The sequence below is a fragment of the Halomonas bluephagenesis genome (genome assembly GCF_054790765.1).
Window position 1 is genome coordinate 2602676 of sequence record NZ_CP133631.1, and the last position, 17271, is coordinate 2619946.

Genomic DNA, 17271 nt, shown 5'->3' on the forward strand with positions numbered 1-17271 from the left:
AAATGTGCGTGTACCACCGCCAGATTGAACACTAAACGATGGTGCGCCACGCTAATTGAAAGGGTACTGCCTTGCGTGGCAGGTTCAGGGTGCGATAATGCCCTTCATACATGCCCGTTTCGACAAGGCTTCTTTTTTTTATAGGCAGCTTACAGGCAGAGCCGATGAATCCTAATTATCTCGATTTTGAACAGCCCATTGCTGAGCTTCAGGCAAAAATTGAGGAGCTGCGTTTAGTCAACTCCGATAGCCAGTTGAACCTCTCTGATGAGATCTCGCGGTTAGAAGAGAAGAGCCGTAAGTTAACCGAATCGATCTTCAAGGACTTAACGCCCTGGCAGGTTTCCCAGATATCCCGCCATCCGCAGCGTCCTTATACGTTGGATTACCTTGAGCATATTTTCAGCGACTTTGATGAGCTTCACGGCGACCGCAACTTTGCCGATGATGCGGCCCTCGTAGGAGGCATTGCTCGCCTGAACGACCAGCCGGTGATGGTCATTGGCCATCAAAAAGGTCGCGATGTTAAAGAGAAAGTGCGTCGCAACTTTGGTATGCCGCGTCCAGAAGGCTATCGCAAAGCCTGTCGCTTAATGGAAATGGCCGAGCGTTTTAAAATGCCCATCTTAACGTTTATCGATACACCTGGTGCTTATCCGGGAATTGATGCGGAAGAGCGCGGCCAGTCGGAAGCCATTGCGTATAATTTGGCGGTGATGTCACGTCTGAAAACGCCGATTATCTCCACCGTGGTGGGCGAAGGTGGTTCTGGCGGTGCTCTGGCCATCGGTGTGTGCGACGAGCTACATATGCTTCAGTACTCCACCTATTCGGTTATTTCTCCGGAAGGCTGTGCGTCTATTCTTTGGAAGAGCGCTGAAAAAGCATCTGATGCCGCCCAAGCCATGGGTATCACTGCTGAGCGCCTCAAAGAGCTTGGCTTTGTTGATGAGCTGATTAAAGAGCCGTTGGGTGGTGCTCATCGTCACCCGCTGACCACGGCTGAACGCGTTAAAGAGGCTTTGGCAAATAGTCTGGAACGCCTGCAAAGCTTTGATAGCGATGCGCTACTGGAGCGCCGCTATAAACGATTGATGAGCTATGGCGCCCCAGCCGCCTAAGCCGCTGTTACGTTTACTGAATGACGCCCTGGCGGAGACCCCGCCGGGGCGTACTGTTTGGGTGGCGCTTTCCGGTGGGCTAGATTCTTCGCTGCTGCTGACGTTGGCCGCTCAGGTTTGTCGAGACGCGGATCGCCCTATGCGGGCTATTCATATTAACCATGGCTTACAGGCCGCAGCCAGCGCGTTTGAAGCGCATTGTCTGGCGCTGTGTGATGCACTTGGTATATCGCTAGTGACGGCAAACGTCGCTGTAGACACTCAGGGCGAGGGTGTTGAGGGGGCGGCGCGGCGAGCGCGCTATCAGGCGTTCATGGCGAATATTCCTGCTGGCGATACGCTATGGCTAGCCCAGCACCAAGATGACCAAGCGGAGACGTTGCTGTTGGCAGCGCTGCGCGGCAGTGGTGTGCGTGGTTTGGCGGGTATGCCTTTTTGCCGCGAGTGGCAGGGACTCACCCTACTGCGCCCCTGGCTGAGTGTCAGCAGGCAGACGCTGGCTGATGCCGCGCATGGGTTATCAATAAGCTGGTGCGAAGACCCGACAAACCGCGACATCGCGTTTGACCGCAACCGTTTACGCCATCAAGTGATGCCTGTACTGCAGCTACGCTGGCCTGGGGCTGCTCGTGCCCTGGCCAACAGTGCTCAACATGCTGGTGAAGCAGACCAACTGTTGATGGCCTATGCCGCGGAAGAGCTGACAACGTTAATGCGAGGAGAGCACTGCATGGATGCGACGTTGCTTAGTCAGCGCTCCTTGCCTCGCCAGCGACTGCTCGTGCGTGCGCTTTGTGAACAGCTAGGTCTCCCGGTGCCTCCTCAAAAACGCCTCGAAAGCCTGCTTGCGCAGCTAGATGCGGCGAACGACGCTCAGGTGAACATTGTATGGCCAGGGGCAGACGCGCGGATTTGGCGACGCCGCCTCTATCTTATGACGCCGCTTCAGCCACTGCCTAATTGGGAAGTCGAATGGGAGGGGGCGCCAGGGCAGGCAACCCCTTTAGGCAAGCTGGAAGTATCACTGATGCCGCCTCGCCGCGTCACGCTGCGCTGGCGGCGTGGTGGTGAGGTGATTGCGTTAAAAGAGCGCGGCCGACGCGATATTAAACGCTTACTCCAAGAGCGGGGGGTGCCGCCCTGGGAGCGTGAGCGTTTGATTGTAGTGATGGATGGTGATTTATGTTTGGGTGTTATCCGCCCACCTGCTGATGTGTTGTGGCAGGCTGAAAGGGGGGAGCTGACTCCTATGCTACCGAAAACGTAAAACCAGCCGCTGTCATATACGCCTGCTCCTGCTCCATATCGGTACTTAACAGCGTCGGTTCATCGCTGGGGGGAAGCGTCATCGTCAGCGCTTCACCCTCCGCGCTAATCTCTGGTAGCGGCGGGGCGTTTTCAGACCGGGAGTGATTAATTAGCACGGCAAGGCGCAGCAGGCGAGCAAGCTTGGCACAACCTTCCTGGTGTGAGGCGGGCAGTGCCTGCCACTCTTTCGTTGGAAACTTGCGTCGATGGGCGCGCACTAAAAACGCTAGTAAACGCTGCTCTGGGCGTGAAAAACCAGCCAAGTCGGAATGCTCTAACAAATAGGCACCGTGGCGATGGAATTGACTATGAGAAATAGCCAAGCCAATTTCATGTACATGACTTGCCCAGACAAGGTAGTGGCCTTGCTCTAGGGTTAGTCCCCAGGCCTTTTTAACTTCATTAAATAAGCGAAGGGCAGTGTCGGCAACATTTTCTGCCTGCCGAGAATCAACATCATAAATCCGCTTCAACGCATCCAAACTTTTAGAGCGGGTATCTTCCGCGCTATTTCGCCCCGCCATGTCATAAAGCACACCTTCGCGCAGGGCACCATCCGCAAAGCGCATTTGGGAAAGATTAAAGGCTTCAAAAATAGCGGTTAAAATGGCGATACCTGCCGGAAAGACTTTTGCTCGATCAGGTTTTAGGCCGTCTAGCTCAACTTTATCCAGCTGTTTGCATTTTAACAGGCGTTCACGCAGCTTCTTCAATCCACTACGCGTAATGACGCCCTCCTGGGGCGAATCGCCGTAAGCGAACAGCACACTAGCGGCAGCTTTTATCGTTCCGCTGGAGCCCACCGGGTCATCCCAGCCAAGGCGTTGATAGGGACGCTGAATATTGGCCAGTTCTGACAAAGCGGCCAGCTCAGCACGACGCATACGCTTTTCGCTAAGTTCACCATCAGGAAAGAAGCGGCCGCTGAAGGTGACGCAGCCCATGCGTAAGCTCTCAAGCGCTCTAGGCTCAAAAGCTTCGCCAATGATAAATTCCGTCGATCCGCCACCGATATCAACAATCAAACGGCGGCCATTTTCGGCTAGCGCATGGGCAGCCCCTAAATAAATAAGACGCGCCTCTTCTCGGCCAGCAATAATTTCGATGGCGTGACCAAGCTGCGCTTCGGCGCGCTCGATAAACGTTTGACTGTTATAGGCATCGCGTAACGCATTCGTACCGACAATGCGCAGGTTGGCATCCTCAATGCCAGTGAGAAACGGCGCAAAGCGTCCTAGGCAATCCAACGCGCGCTGCATCGCTGCTTCGCTTAAATAGCCGTTCTCGTCTAGCCCAGCGGCTAACTGAACTTTTTCACCCATCCTGGCAACGACTTGAAGGCGCTCGTGTTGATAATTAGCAACCAGCAGGTGGAAGCTATTCGAACCCAGGTCGATGGCGGCTAAGCGCTGCGGTTCGGTGTTATCCAGTTCAGCCGACGGCGCGGTGAGAGAGAGCGAAATTTCCTTGGGCATGGGCTTTCCTTCCTAGTGGCTATGCCAAGGTTGCGGTGCCCCATTAGTATTGTCAATTGTCAAAGGCTTGCGTTTATCGCGGGCCTTGACTACCATCGAACTACTGGCTTTATCCGAGTTGGCTTGTTTGCCTATTAAACAGGCGTATTACTCGGGTACTCCGAGCAGTACGTATCCAAATGGCATCAGCCAGATGTCCAAGTCGTCAGATAACCCGCTGAAACAGCATTTTTCTGTGCCGATCAGATTAACTAGTTTATTAGCACCCTCACGCTAAGCAGTCACCTATGCCGTTACTCCTTTATTGGCATTTGTTTCAAGACTGCCCAGCTTTTAGTATCTGAGCGTGTGCCTAGATGGGGTTCTGAACGCATCACTCGGCGCTTAGCCCTACTTAGGCCACGCCTCCTGTCTTATTCCCGGCGCTTGTCGCCCAGCTTTCATGAGCAACTTTCTAACACACCGATGAATCTCACTGAACTCAAGCAAAAAACCGTTCCCGAGCTGCTCGATATCGCCCGCGAGATGGGTATCGACAACTTAGCCCGTTCGCGCAAGCAGGACATCATTTTCGCCATCCTCAAGAAGCATGCTAAAAGCGGAGAGGATATCTATGGCGACGGTGTGCTGGAAATCCTTCAGGATGGCTTCGGCTTCCTGCGTAGCGCCGACAGCTCGTACCTCGCTGGACCGGATGATATCTACGTATCGCCGTCCCAGATCCGTCGTTTCAATCTGCGTAAAGGCGACTCCATTTCTGGCAAAATCCGTCCGCCTAAAGAAGGTGAGCGCTACTTTGCCCTGCTCAAAGTTAGTCAGATCAACTTTGATCGTCCGGAAAATGCCAAGCATAAGATTCTCTTTGAGAACTTAACGCCGCTGTTTCCAGACGACCGGATGCGCATGGAGATCGGTAATGGTTCCACCGAAGATCTTACTGCGCGCATCATTGACCTGACTGCGCCCATTGGTAAAGGTCAGCGTGGTCTGTTGGTGTCACCGCCCAAAGCGGGTAAGACACTAATGCTACAGAACATCGCGACGTCCATTACGCGCAATAATCCTGAGTGCCATCTGATCGTATTGCTGATCGATGAGCGTCCTGAGGAAGTGACCGAAATGTCACGCACCGTGCGCGGTGAAGTGGTGGCCTCTACTTTCGATGAACCACCTGCCCGCCACGTGCAGGTTGCAGAAATGGTTATCGAAAAAGCCAAGCGCCTGGTAGAGCACAAGAAAGATGTGGTGATTCTGCTCGACTCTATCACTCGTCTGGCACGTGCCTATAACACCGTGGTACCCAGCTCCGGCAAAGTGCTAACCGGTGGTGTGGACGCTCATGCCCTTGAAAAGCCAAAGCGTTTCTTCGGTGCTGCGCGTAATATCGAAGAGGGCGGTAGCCTGACGATTATCGCCACCGCGCTGGTTGATACCGGCTCGAAAATGGACGAAGTCATCTTCGAAGAGTTCAAGGGTACCGGCAACATGGAAGCGCACCTTGACCGCAAGCTGGCTGAGAAACGCGTGTTCCCCGCGATCAATATCCGTCGCAGTGGTACACGTCGTGAAGATCTACTGGCGTCTGAAGACGAAATGCAGCGCATGTGGATTCTTCGCAAGCTGCTAAATCCGATGGAAGACACGGCTGCTACTGAGTTCCTGATTGATCGTCTGAAAGATACCAAGACGAACCTGGAGTTCTTTGAAGCGATGAAGCGCCGATAGGCGCAGCATGATGGCCAAGCACTAGCGATAAACGTCTGACAGCCGGGGGAAGTGCCTTGAGGAGAGTGCCTTGAAGTACCACGACTTGCGCGATTTTATTAAGGCGTTAGAAGCGCAGGGTGAGCTTAAGCGAATTAAAGCAGAAGTTGACCCTTATCTGGAGATCACCGAAATTTGTGATCGCACGTTGCGTGCCGGTGGCCCTGCATTATTGTTTGAGAATGTGAAGGGGCACAACATGCCGCTGTTGGGCAATTTGTTTGGTACGCCTAAACGGGTTGCGCTGGGCATGGGACAGGATTCGGTAGAGGCGCTGCGCGAAGTAGGTAAGCTTCTGGCGTTTTTAAAAGAGCCCGATCCACCCAAAGGGCTAAAAGACGCCTGGGACAAGCTGCCGATTTTTAAGCAGGTGCTCAGCATGGGGCCGAAAATTGTCAAGCGTGCTCCAGTGCAAGAGCTATCGTTTGAAGGTGATGAGGTTGACTTAGGTTGTTTGCCAATCCAGCACTGCTGGCCTGGCGATGCTGCTCCGCTAGTGACTTGGCCATTGGTGATTACCAAAGGTCCACATAAGAAGCGGCAAAATCTCGGCATTTATCGTCAGCAGAAAATCGGTAAAAACCGCCTGATCATGCGTTGGCTCTCCCACCGCGGCGGCGCGCTGGATTTTCTTGAGTTTCAAAAAGCGCATCCTGGTGAGCCATTCCCTGTGGCGGTGGCGTTGGGGGCTGATCCTGCAACAATATTAGGCGCTGTTACACCGGTACCCGATTCTCTCTCCGAGTACGCGTTTGCTGGGCTTCTTCGCGGTTCGCGTACTGAGCTTGTCAAGTGTGGGCACGCTGATTTGGAAGTGCCTGCGTCTGCCGAGATTATTCTTGAAGGGTTTATTTACCCCGACGATATGGCGCCGGAAGGGCCGTTTGGCGATCACACCGGTTATTACAACGAAGTTGATAACTTCCCTGTATTTACCGTCACGCGGATGACCATGCGGCGTGACGCGATATATCACTCCACGTACACCGGCCGCCCACCCGACGAGCCAGCTATTCTCGGCGTCGCGCTTAACGAGGTGTTTGTCCCGATCCTGTGTAAGCAGTTCCCCGAGATTGTCGACTTCTACCTACCGCCAGAAGGGTGCTCCTATCGGATGGCTGTCGTGACCATGAAGAAGCAGTACCCAGGTCACGCCAAGCGCGTCATGATGGGCGTTTGGAGTTTTCTGCGTCAGTTTATGTACACCAAGTTTGTCATTGTACTGGATGACGACGTCGACGCGCGTAACTGGGAAGACGTGATGTGGGCAATTACCACGCGTATGGACCCAGCACGGGATACCGTGATGGTGGAAAATACCCCCATTGATTACCTCGACTTTGCGTCTCCGGTGTCCGGGTTGGGTTCTAAAATGGGGCTCGACGCCACCAATAAATGGCCAGGTGAAACGGATCGAGAGTGGGGGACCCCCATCGTGATGGACGATTCAATAAAGACCCGCGTTGACGAGCGTTGGGACGAGCTGGGCATTGATATCCCGTTACCCACACCTCGCCACGGCTAACCCAGTGGCGCAGGTCGGACGATTCTTCATAAAGAGGCTTTCATGAGCGCAAGCACGTCAACTTGCAAGACGTTAACCTGCCAGGTAACTGCCGTTGAGGATTTAAATCCCGACGTCTTTGGGGTGACCCTGGAAGGGCGGCCCGAAGCCATGCAGCATGCGCCTGGGCAGTATTTAGAGCTGAAACTAGACGATAGCACCTGGGTACCGTTTTCCATTGCCAGCGCTGAACGTGGTGATGGCATTATCGAATTGCATATTCAGCACTGGCCTGAGCGGGACAACTCTGCTCGCCTGCGAGAACTATTGCAGGTAGCCAACCAGTTGACCGTACGATTGCCCAGCGGTGAGTGCGTACTGGACGCCGAAAGTGAGCGTCCGCTACTGCTGGTAGCGGCAGGCACCGGTTTTGCACAGATGAAAGCCATTGTAGAAGCGGCGCTGCGGCAGCAACCTGCTCGACCTATTTCGTTATGGTGGGCAAACCGGGAGCATCGCGATCTTTATGCTGAAGACCTCGCCTGCGAGTGGGCACAGCAGTATGCAAATGTTGCTTTTCAAGCGGTGACTGAGTTTCCGCTTACGGAGCCGCTAGCGGTTGGTGAACGTATTTCACACCATCAAGGACGCATTGACCTAGTGCTGGAAAGTGCACTTGAGAGCGAACTTGCAGGGGCTGCCTTGGCGCCCAGCGACTGTGATATTTATCTATCGGGCTCGCCGGGGATGGTTTACGCCTGTGTTGATGTGCTAGAGCGAAAAGATATTAGCAATGAGCGAATGTTCTCGGATGTATTTGCCTACGCGCCGCGCCCTCACTAAAATGATCGGCCAATGACTGCCGTACGGCATGTGCCGATATCGATAAAAAGGAGGCTTCCATGGCCGACCATGACGACAACTTTAAAGACGAATCAGGTTTGCTCGCTATTGTACTTGGTCTTGTAGTGCTGGTGAGCATGAGCGCACTGCCCGCAACAATTGGTTGGATACAAGCATTTGGCGGATGATGGTTGCCATTTTGTTTATATGCAGGCAGGATTAAGCTATTAAAGATGATCGCTTACGACGATCAACGTGAACTAGAATCGTGAATTAGGACGCAGCCATGCACACAGCACAATGCATTCAGCACACACAAGCAAAGCCGGTATTGGCGGCTAGTGCGTGGGCGTGCGTTGCTGCGTTCTTTTATGCTGCCTATTGGTTTAGCCACGGTGTGCCCTTGGCCGACCAGTAGCGTCGCGTCATCAGGCACACCGACTAGGTTGCCTGCCGCATGCAAAGAAGCCTCGGTTGGTAGCCCAACCGGGGCTTCTTTCGTTTCAATTGTTTATTTAGTTTAACTATTTGGGTTTCACAGGACTTTCATCCAGGAGCTGCACCATGATGTACCGCGCAAACTCTCTCGCTAATCTGCTCGCCAACGTTGCCAACTATATCGGTTATGGCTATGGCTGGCGATTTAGCGACGCGCGGTCGGTGCAAGCTGCCACCTCCGACCGTGCAAGCCAGGGTGGCAAGTTGTTGTTATCACGATGTCACATGCTTCTGGAGAGTTGAGTTATGAATGCCCATGTCAGTCCTGCTTGCACAACCTTGTCAAATCGAGCGTCATTAACAAACAGCCCCTCGACCTCATCGCAGCCGTTGCCTTTGCCAGCAGAGTTACGCCGCAGTGTCGCTATCAATAGCCAACTGGGTGAGCAAATTGCCCAACAGCGCCAAGCGGTTCAGCGTATCCTGAATGGTCAGGATAACCGCTTGTTAGTGGTTGTTGGCCCCTGCTCAGTTCACGATCCAGATGCAGCGTTAGAGTATGCCGACCGACTGGCTGCGCTCAGCGATGAGGTCAGCGAGCAACTATTACCGGTAATGCGTGTTTACGTGGAAAAACCGCGCACCACGGTGGGATGGAAGGGGTTGGCATACGATCCTGGGCTAGATGGTAGTGGCGATATGCCAAAGGGCATTACCCTCTCTCGTGAGCTTATGCACGCTGTTGCCTCGCGCGGCTTACCGGTGGCCACAGAGCTTTTACAGCCCATGCTAGCGCCCTACTTAGATGATCTGCTGAGCTGGGTCGCCATTGGTGCTCGTACCACTGAGTCGCAGTTGCATCGCGAGCTGGCGAGTGATCTCGCGGCAGCGGTGGGGGTCAAAAATGCCACCAGCGGCGACGTTCAGGTTGCCATTGATGCTATGCAAGCAGCGGCTCATTCTCACCAGCGCTTCGCAATGGATAAAGAAGGGCGTCCGATCATGCAGGAAACCGCTGGCAACCCCAATACTCACGTGGTGTTGCGGGGTGGGCACGGTGAGCCAAACTACCAGGCGCACCATGTGCGAGCAGCGGTGAATACCTTGCGTGAAGCGGGGCAGAACCCACGCTTAATGGTGGACTGCAGCCACGCCAATGCGCGAAAAGATCACCGACGCCAAAGCGAAGTGATGCTCGATGTGTTGGCGCAGCGCCAGGCGGGCGATGCCAACTTAGTAGCGTTAATGCTCGAAAGCCACCTATTTGAAGGTAAGCAAGCGCTGTCGCCCAATGCGATGCGCTACGGCGTATCGGTGACCGATGCCTGCGTGAGCTGGGAAACCACCGAACGGTTGTTAAAAACCGCTGCTGAGCGAATGAGTTAACACTGTTATCTGCCAGCAGTTTGATAATCTCTTGTTTGCCCTGGCCAGCCCCGTATCATAAGGGACTACTTTTGATGATGAGGTTGGCCATGGTCTTCACCCTTGAGCAGCATAACCCCAGTAGCTACCAGCGCAAGGCGCGAATGATCAGTATTGCTATGGCAGGGGAATTAATTGTCTTCGGGTTACTTTTTTCGATGCTGTTAACTTCCGCTTTTGGCAGCAGTTTATGGCTCAACGGGTTGGGGGGCTTCCTTGGTTTGTTGGCCACCAGCGCGCTGTTTGCGGTGCTCAAGGATCGCCCATGGATGACTGAAATGCGCTACGTATGGCAGCTCAAACACCATCTTTCCCATATTAGTGGCTACCTACAACCACTGCGCCGAGGCGTGGAAGAAGATAATCGTGTGGCGCTGGATATAGTGACGTTTTACCATCAAGGCATGACGCAGCTCGCTGAACTTAACGGCCGTACTACCGATGATGATTCTGAACGCCTAGCTGAAAAAATGCAGATAAAGTTAAAACGCGAAGAGTTGGGGCTGCCAGATCACGTTGACAGTTTTGATCCGCAGGACTTAAAAGCATTTAAGCGTCGCTAGGGTATCAATAGATGGATGCCGAACGCTGAGTAGACTCCATTGAAGGTATCTATGATGGTAAAAGGCATAGTAAAGATAACGGTAACGATAGTAATAGCGTTAACAACAGTGATGACAACAGGGAGCAGGATGCATGACTTACTTACCTAATCGGTTAACCGGTTTAATTGCGCTGACTGCCACGGTTGCGTTGGCAGGCTGTGCAAATACGGGGACAACGCCTGCTGATTCTGCTGATGGAGCGTCTAAAACAACAGTTCACAGCAGTGCCCCCTTACTGCCTGCTGCCCTGTTTCCTGGCAGCGCGTCACACTTTGACGCTTGGGAGTGTCTGCCAGCAAATCAGAACCTGGTCACTGCGGTGAACGACGATAACCTACGTCTTTGGTCGCTACACGGTGCCTGGCGTTTGCCGGAAGCAATTGTGGCAAGCGGTGCGCGTTATCAAGATGGTGAGGTCAGCTTCTGGAACCGTGGTGATCAGGCGCAGGTGGAAACGCCGCGTGGTCAGCTTCAATGTCAGCAGGGGCTGCGTCGAGCAGCAGCAACACGTGCGGATCATCCCGGCGTAATGTTCCTGGGGCGTGGTAATGAGCCAGGCTGGTCGATTGAACTTGCCAATGACGCGCCAGTGATGACCTGGACAACGGCCTACGGCAGCGAAACGCAAACCATGCCCTATATGGTCAGTGTCATGGACAATGAGGCAGGGAGAGTGGTGATTGAGAATGCCAACGCTGAGCAATTTTTCCGCGTACGCATTGAGTCAGGCGCCTGTTTTGATGACATGAAAGGCCAGCCGTATCCTGCCCGTGTCACGCTAACGATAGGCGGCGAACAGTACAAGGGCTGTGGCCAGGGCATTGCCCCCTAGTCGGCACGGTCTTTTGAATCCATTGGTGTGTCAGCAACGGTAAAGGAAAGGCTCGGCACGCCAGTGATGTTCAATAAAATCGCTAGCGCATAGTGCGGTAACATTTCCTGTTGCTCTAGCAGCGAGCCTGGACAGTGTTGTAAAGCGGAGCCTGGGGGAAGTGTCTAATTCTTCGCTGATCTCTACTGGGCGCCAAAGGTCACCATCCCGGGTTGCCAGGGTAAAACTGAACGGATGAAACCCTGGAAAGCCGAGGCGAATATCCGTAGCGATCAACGTTTCCTGGCCATCGAGCCACTGTGTGTCATAGCGTAAAAATGGGCCAGTAAACCAGGCTAGTCGTTGCCCTAGCGGCCCTGCCAACGCACTTTCTTCAAGTGCGCCGTTGCGCTTTATAGGTTCAAGTGTTGGCTCGCGCTGGCCATCAAATACGCTGATCAAACTTTCAAAATAGCGATCTCCGTCAATAACGGTGGCGCGCCACAGTGCAATATTAAATGGTGTCGGTTGAACCAATACGGGGGCTGTCTGCAAGCCAGCGTTGGCTAGCGCTGGCGCTAAGCGTTGCTCAATGCTCCATTTCGCGCCTGCCGCCAGCAGCAAATACATGCTGGATACTGCTAAGCCGATCGTACAAGCCTTGCGCACTTTTTTAGCGGCAACAGCGATGATCAGCGCAACCAGTAGTGGCAAGGTGTAGAAAGGGTCGATAATAAACACGATAGGCCACGCTGCAGGCGGCTTATCTAGCGGCCAGAACAACTGAGTGCCATAGGTGGTCAATGAATCCAGCAGCGGGTGAGTGATCAATATGAGCGCAAAAAAGCACCACCATCTTCCCAAGGATATAGCACGAGTAGGCGCGAAACGGTTACACAGCAGCGCCAATACCGTGGCTAAGCCGGTCAGCACAAATAGCGAGTGGCTAAAGCCGCGATGCTCTGTCACATTGGCCACGGCATCGCCATAGTCGAGCACTACGTCAAGGTCGGGTAACGTGCCGAGCAGCGCACCAATAAGTACGGCTTTTCGCCCCAGTCGTTTGCCCAACACCGCACCACCTATGGCGGCCCCCAGTGCAGCTTGTGTGATTGAATCCACGAATGTCTCCTTGGGGTGGCCCCCGAATTCCAAGCAATTAATGTATTATTATACAGATCTGTGAGGAGGGTTTTTAAATGTCACAAAATCGTCTAATTAAGCGTCTGGCAGTCAGTCTTCTTGCCGCATATTCGCTCAACGCTTTGGCAGCGCCTACTATTGATGTGCACAGTGACCCTAACTGTGGTTGTTGCAGCTCGTGGGTGAGCCATCTCGAAGAGGCTGGGGTTGATGTTAACCATCACCGCGATGGCGACCTAAGGTCTATCAAAATGGCCAATGGCGTTCCGCCCGAACTCGCTTCATGTCACACGGCTATCGTTGAGGGCTACGTCATTGAAGGCCATGTGCCCGCGTCAGATATCCAGCAACTGTTGGAAGAGCAGCCAGAAGTGGTTGGGCTAACGGTGCCGGGCATGCCGCATGGTTCTCCGGGCATGGAAACAGGCCGAGTTGATGATTACGCCGTTCTCAGCTGGACCCGCAACGACAGCACCTCTGCTATCTTTAGCGAATATACCCAGTAAATGATGAAGGGAGGATGACATGCAGTTTTTGCACACCATGGTACGGGTAAGCAACTTGGACGCGTCGTTGAATTTTTACTGCGACCTGTTGGGGTTGAAAGAAGTGCGCCGCAAAGAAAACGAAAAAGGCCGTTTTACCCTGGTCTTTCTTGCTGCACCGGAAGATGAAGCGCGCTCCGAACGCTTAACGGCTCCCGAACTTGAGCTGACCTATAACTGGGATCCAGAAGAGGTCACTGGTGGACGCAACTTCGGCCATTTGGCCTATCGCGTCGACGATATTTACGCGCTATGCAAAAAGCTTCAAGATAACGGCGTCACCATTAACCGTCCGCCGCGGGATGGGCATATGGCGTTTGTGAAGTCGCCCGATGGTATTTCTGTCGAGCTACTACAAAAAGGCGATGCGCTACCCTCTCAGGAGCCATGGGCGTCAATGGAAAACAGTGGAAGCTGGTGATTTTTCAATAAGGAGCATGAGACAGTGACGGTCAAATTTGGAGCAATGCTAGTCGGTGTGGCTACTGCGCTGCTAATCAGTGCATGTAGCAGTGCGCCAGAGCAAGAGAGCACGGCAGTGCCGGAAAGCGTTTCGCTGTCAGGGCCGATAGTCGATCAACGTTGGAATTTACTGCTAGTAGGTACCGATGAACGGGTGTCATTACCTAATACGCCGTTCTTTCAAATTGGACGCGACGGCAGTGTGAGCGGCTCGGATGGTTGTAACCGCTTTACCGGCAGCGTGAACCTGGGGGAAAACCAACGTATCGAGTTTAGTCAGCTCGCCTCAACTCGCATGGCCTGCCCGAATATGGAAGATTCCAAGCGGGTAACCGATATGCTCGACACGGCCTACCGCTACCTAATCGACCACGACCGGCTGGTGTTCTTCGGCCCGGATAGTCGGGTGCTGGGCGGCTGGCGCGAAGCCAACTAAGCCTTCAGTTAGCATCTGATCGCAATAATTTAGTGTTTAAAAGGCGGATTGAAGCGTGCAATAAAGCGCGCATCAATCCGCTTTTTCCATTCCCACACCCAGCGGCCTGAAAAGCCGATGGCACCTCTGCTGGCAATCGCATGGCCGTCGCCAGTGCCAATCAGTGCCAGTACGCGTTTTGGTGGCTTCCAGTTGGCTAGTGGTTCACTGTGGCAGGCGGCGCGAAGGTTGTCGGCGAGCAGTGGCCCCATGCGCACCGCATAAACGCCAGCCTTGGGCAGTGGGGAAGAGTGCAGCGGCGGGTTGAAAGCTGCACAGTCTCCAGCAGCAAAAAGCCCCGGCTTTTCTGTTACCTCAAGTGTCTTATTCACCTGGATAAATCCCCGCTGATTCAGCGGCAGAGCGGTGTCTTGCAACCAAGACTGGCCAACGGCACCGGTCGCCCACAACACGATATCTGCGTCAATGAGTTCGCCCTCAGAGGTGTGTACGCCACCCGTTATCAGCGCCTGACCACGCACGCCGTGAAGCACCGTAATGCCTGCCCGGCGCAGTGCACGTTGGGTTAACCAGCGGGGCAGATGACCCGCGTCGGGTAGCAGTGTTGTTGATGCGCTGACTAGCGTGCCTTGCCAAGTAATGTCGGGCCGCTGTTGACGAAGCTGCGCCATCACACTCATTAAGGTTTCGCAGCCTGCTGCGCCGCCGCCTACGCTCACCACCTGCTGTGTAGAACCAGGCGGGAACTGGTCGACTTTCTCTCTTAGCACTTGCCAGCGGTAGTGCAGTGAACTAAGCGGTCGCATCGCCAACAAGTAGGGGGGCTGTTCGCCATGCTTTTCTGGCAACTGCAGCGTAGAGCCCACGTTAAAAAAAGCCACATCAAAATGGATCACCTCGCCGTTAGCTAGTGTTACCCGGCGCTTGGTGGGATCGATAGCCACTGCGGGCGAGGTGATTAAACGAGAGCCTGCCCTTTTCGATAGCGCCGCTACATCAATTTGTGTTTCGCGTAGCGAGCATTCCCCTGCCAGCCACGCTGGCACGCTGCCAGAATAGGCTGACAGGGCACTGTCGCTAACCACGGTGATAGCGATTGACGGATCTGGATGCTGAGCAAAGGCTTCCAGCACGAAGGCATGGGCATGGCCCGCGCCAATCAGCACGAGATCTTTCATGGAGGGCATCATTTTGCCGCACCACGCCGCCAGCGGAAATACCGCTCCAACAAGGTGAGAATACGCTCGGGTTTGTGGGCATTTTTCCACACGCCAGCGGTGGCTTTGGCAGCTTCACCAAGGGTGGGATAGGGGTGGATAGTGCCCAGTAGCTTGTTAAGTCCCAGGCCATGCTTCATGGCGATGGTGAATTCTCCTAGCCATTCTCCGGCGTTTTCAGCCACGATGGTCGCACCAAGGATTTTGTCCTTACCGGGCACAGTAAGCACCTTGATAAACCCGTCTGTCGCGCCCTCGGCAATAGCGCGGTCGCTTTCACTCATGGCATAGCGGGTGACTTCAAACGCCACGCCTTTAGCGATGGCCTCTTTTTCGTTGAGCCCGACCCGCGCTACTTCCGGCTGGATATAGGTGACGGCAGGCATAAAGCGATAATCTACTGCGAAGCTTTTCAACTCACCAAACAGTGCATTGACGGCTGCATGCCACGCTTGATGGGCAGCGGCATGCGTGAGTTGATAGGGGCCTGCTAGGTCGCCGCAGGCCCAAATGTTGGGCAGTCGAGTTTGCAGACGCTCGTTGAGTTCCAGCGTGCCAGTGTTGGTGGTGGTGATTCCCAGGGCTTCCAAACCCAGCCCTTCAACATTGGCTTGGCGGCCAACGCTGACGAGCAAATAATCAAATTCGATGGTGGTACGCTGGCCATTGTGCTCTACCACCAGTTGATGTCCGGGGCCATCTTGGCTTACTTCCAAGGCGTTGGCGCCGGTCATTACGTTAACGCCTTCCTGGGTGAGCGTGCGCTCCACGTGTTCGCCTACGTCTTGGTCTTCTCGGCCTAGCAACTGCGGAATACCCTCCACCAACGTGACCTGACTGCCCAGGCGGGCAAAACTCTGGCTGAGCTCGCAGCCAATTGCTCCGCCGCCCAGTACGACCAAGCGTTTAGGCAACTCCGTGAGTGACCACAGGTTTTCTGAGGTGAGCAGTGGTGCATGCTCGATGCCGGGAAGCGGTGGTATTCGGGGGCGCGCGCCAGTGGCTAGCACAATATGGCGCGCGGTCAGGGTTTTATCACCGATGTTGATTTCCCAAGGAGATATCAGGGTGGCATGTTCCTGATACACCTCAACGCCCAGTTTGGTGTAACGCTCGACACTATCGTGGGGTTCAATATCAGTAATGGCTTGGTGTACGTGCCCCATCACCTTGGCAAAATCAATATCTGGCTCGCTAGCGTTAACGCCAAAGCGATGTGCTGTACGTACTTCGTGGGCAGCGTGGGCGGCACGAATTAGCGCCTTTGAAGGGACACAGCCGGTATTCAGGCAGTCGCCGCCCATTTTGTGCTTTTCTACCAACGCCACTTTTGCTTTTACCGCGCTGCCGATATAGCTAGTGACGAGACCCGCCGAGCCCCCGCCGATGACCACAATGTCGTAATCAAAGCGGGATGGGCGCTTAAAACCACGATAGGCATTGCGCTTTTGTACTAGTAGCGCAATACGGCGAGCTATCCAAGGAAACACTGCCAGCAGCGCAAACGAGGCCAAAAGCCCAGGAGAAATAATACCGCCCAGGCTTTCAAGTTCACCCAATTGACCGCCCGCATTCACGTAAACCACGGTGCCGGGCAGCATGCCTAGCTGGCTTACCCAATAGAAGGTGACTGTTTTAAGCCGCGTTAGGCCCATCACCAGATTGATCATAAAGAAAGGGAATATCGGTACTAAGCGAAGGGTGAAAAGATAAAAAGCTCCGTCTTTATCAACGCCACGATTGACCGTATCGAACTGGCGAGGAAAACGCTTTTCAATCGGTTGTCGAAACAGGAATCGAGAAAGTAAAAAGGCTAGCGTTGCGCCGATGGTGCTGGCAAAGGAGATAATTAACAGCCCCCAACCGAGGCCAAACAGTGCGCCACCTAGCAATGTGAGGAGTGTCGCGCCGGGTAGCGATAGTGTCGTCATGACCACATACACCGCAAAGAAAATGCCCGCAACCTGCCAAGGGGATTGCTGGAATGCAGCCTGGAAATCGCTGCGATAGGTTTGCAGGGTTTCCAAGGTGAAGAACGTATGGGCACCGCTCACGTAAAAGCCAAGCACGGCCAGTAGCAGCAGGGTGATAATCAGCAGGCGCTGACGGTTCATGGCAGGCTCCGTTAGGGCAAAGTGGTGGTAGAAACCGAACATTCGTTCAGTAACAGTGAC

General features: G+C 54.1%; 17 protein-coding genes. 13 read left to right on the forward strand and 4 right to left on the reverse strand.

The genetic code is table 11. The annotated features are described in order from the left end of the window. Nucleotides 1–164: 164 nt before the first annotated feature. Nucleotides 165–1121, forward strand: a complete 957-nt coding sequence (locus REH51_RS11710) for an acetyl-CoA carboxylase carboxyltransferase subunit alpha (RefSeq protein ID WP_009724156.1) — start codon at nt 165–167, stop codon at nt 1119–1121. After that, complete coding sequence (tilS, locus tag REH51_RS11715) at nt 1102–2388, forward strand: tRNA lysidine(34) synthetase TilS (RefSeq protein ID WP_498935819.1); 1287 nt, start codon at nt 1102–1104, stop codon at nt 2386–2388. Before REH51_RS11710 ends, tilS begins: the two co-directional genes overlap by 20 nt. Here tilS and ppx read toward each other — a convergent pair. After that, nucleotides 2369–3904 carry an exopolyphosphatase gene (gene ppx, locus REH51_RS11720; protein ID WP_009724158.1) on the reverse strand — a complete coding sequence of 512 codons (1536 nt, stop codon included), beginning with the start codon at nt 3902–3904 and terminating at the stop codon, nt 2369–2371. The two genes, tilS and ppx, sit on opposite strands and share 20 nt — an antisense overlap. Before the next feature lie 465 nt (nt 3905–4369). Here ppx and rho point away from each other — a divergent pair, with 465 nt between their 5' ends. The 8 genes from rho to REH51_RS11760 all read left to right on the forward strand — a co-directional run bounded on the left by rho (nt 4370) and on the right by REH51_RS11760 (nt 11315). Beyond that, nucleotides 4370–5629, forward strand: a complete 1260-nt coding sequence (rho, locus tag REH51_RS11725) for a transcription termination factor Rho (protein ID WP_009724159.1) — start codon at nt 4370–4372, stop codon at nt 5627–5629. 70 nt (nt 5630–5699) lie between these two features. Beyond that, nucleotides 5700–7193, forward strand: a complete 1494-nt coding sequence (ubiD, locus tag REH51_RS11730) for a 4-hydroxy-3-polyprenylbenzoate decarboxylase (RefSeq protein ID WP_009724160.1) — start codon at nt 5700–5702, stop codon at nt 7191–7193. A 42-nt stretch (nt 7194–7235) separates the two neighbouring features. Further along, a complete protein-coding gene (locus REH51_RS11735; RefSeq protein WP_009724161.1) occupies nt 7236–8015 on the forward strand; it encodes an NAD(P)H-flavin reductase in 780 nt (259 codons plus the stop codon). A gap of 59 nt (nt 8016–8074) precedes the next feature. Further along, on the forward strand, nt 8075–8203 hold the full coding sequence (locus REH51_RS11740; protein ID WP_009724162.1) for a hypothetical protein: 129 nt from the start codon (nt 8075–8077) through the stop codon (nt 8201–8203). Nucleotides 8204–8579: 376 nt separating this feature from the next. Further along, nucleotides 8580–8756 carry a hypothetical protein gene (locus tag REH51_RS11745; protein ID WP_009724164.1) on the forward strand — a complete coding sequence of 59 codons (177 nt, stop codon included), beginning with the start codon at nt 8580–8582 and terminating at the stop codon, nt 8754–8756. Between the two features lie 3 nt (nt 8757–8759). Beyond that, complete coding sequence (locus tag REH51_RS11750) at nt 8760–9839, forward strand: 3-deoxy-7-phosphoheptulonate synthase (protein ID WP_498935821.1); 1080 nt, start codon at nt 8760–8762, stop codon at nt 9837–9839. Nucleotides 9840–9928: 89 nt separating this feature from the next. Then, nucleotides 9929–10441 (forward strand): DUF3087 family protein, encoded by a 513-nt coding sequence (locus REH51_RS11755; protein ID WP_498937747.1) that lies wholly within the window; start codon nt 9929–9931, stop codon nt 10439–10441. Between the two features lie 133 nt (nt 10442–10574). Next, nucleotides 10575–11315, forward strand: coding sequence for an MliC family protein (locus REH51_RS11760; RefSeq protein ID WP_009724167.1), 741 nt, complete (start codon nt 10575–10577; stop codon nt 11313–11315). A 30-nt stretch (nt 11316–11345) separates the two neighbouring features. On the opposite strand, the gene REH51_RS11765 is transcribed toward REH51_RS11760, so the two are convergent. After that, nucleotides 11346–12416 carry a metal-dependent hydrolase gene (locus tag REH51_RS11765; RefSeq protein WP_009724168.1) on the reverse strand — a complete coding sequence of 357 codons (1071 nt, stop codon included), beginning with the start codon at nt 12414–12416 and terminating at the stop codon, nt 11346–11348. A 77-nt stretch (nt 12417–12493) separates the two neighbouring features. Between REH51_RS11765 and REH51_RS11770 the strand changes: the two genes are divergently transcribed. The 3 genes from REH51_RS11770 to REH51_RS11780 are packed head-to-tail and all read left to right on the forward strand — an operon-like array spanning nt 12494 to nt 13880. After that, on the forward strand, nt 12494–12943 hold the full coding sequence (locus REH51_RS11770; RefSeq protein WP_498935823.1) for a DUF411 domain-containing protein: 450 nt from the start codon (nt 12494–12496) through the stop codon (nt 12941–12943). A gap of 19 nt (nt 12944–12962) precedes the next feature. Continuing rightward, entirely contained in the window at nt 12963–13403 is a 441-nt protein-coding gene (gene gloA, locus REH51_RS11775) for a lactoylglutathione lyase (protein ID WP_009724170.1), read from the forward strand. Between the two features lie 45 nt (nt 13404–13448). Further along, nucleotides 13449–13880: an META domain-containing protein gene (locus REH51_RS11780; protein ID WP_050801106.1), complete on the forward strand. Its 432-nt coding sequence runs from the start codon at nt 13449–13451 to the stop codon at nt 13878–13880. A gap of 29 nt (nt 13881–13909) precedes the next feature. Here the strand turns inward: REH51_RS11780 and REH51_RS11785 are convergent, their stop codons facing one another. Both REH51_RS11785 and REH51_RS11790 read right to left on the reverse strand, forming a co-directional pair. After that, complete coding sequence (locus REH51_RS11785) at nt 13910–15067, reverse strand: FAD-dependent oxidoreductase (protein WP_498937749.1); 1158 nt, start codon at nt 15065–15067, stop codon at nt 13910–13912. Then, nucleotides 15067–17211 (reverse strand): dihydrolipoyl dehydrogenase family protein, encoded by a 2145-nt coding sequence (locus REH51_RS11790; protein WP_009724173.1) that lies wholly within the window; start codon nt 17209–17211, stop codon nt 15067–15069. Before REH51_RS11790 ends, REH51_RS11785 begins: the two co-directional genes overlap by 1 nt. Nucleotides 17212–17271: the final 60 nt, after the last annotated feature.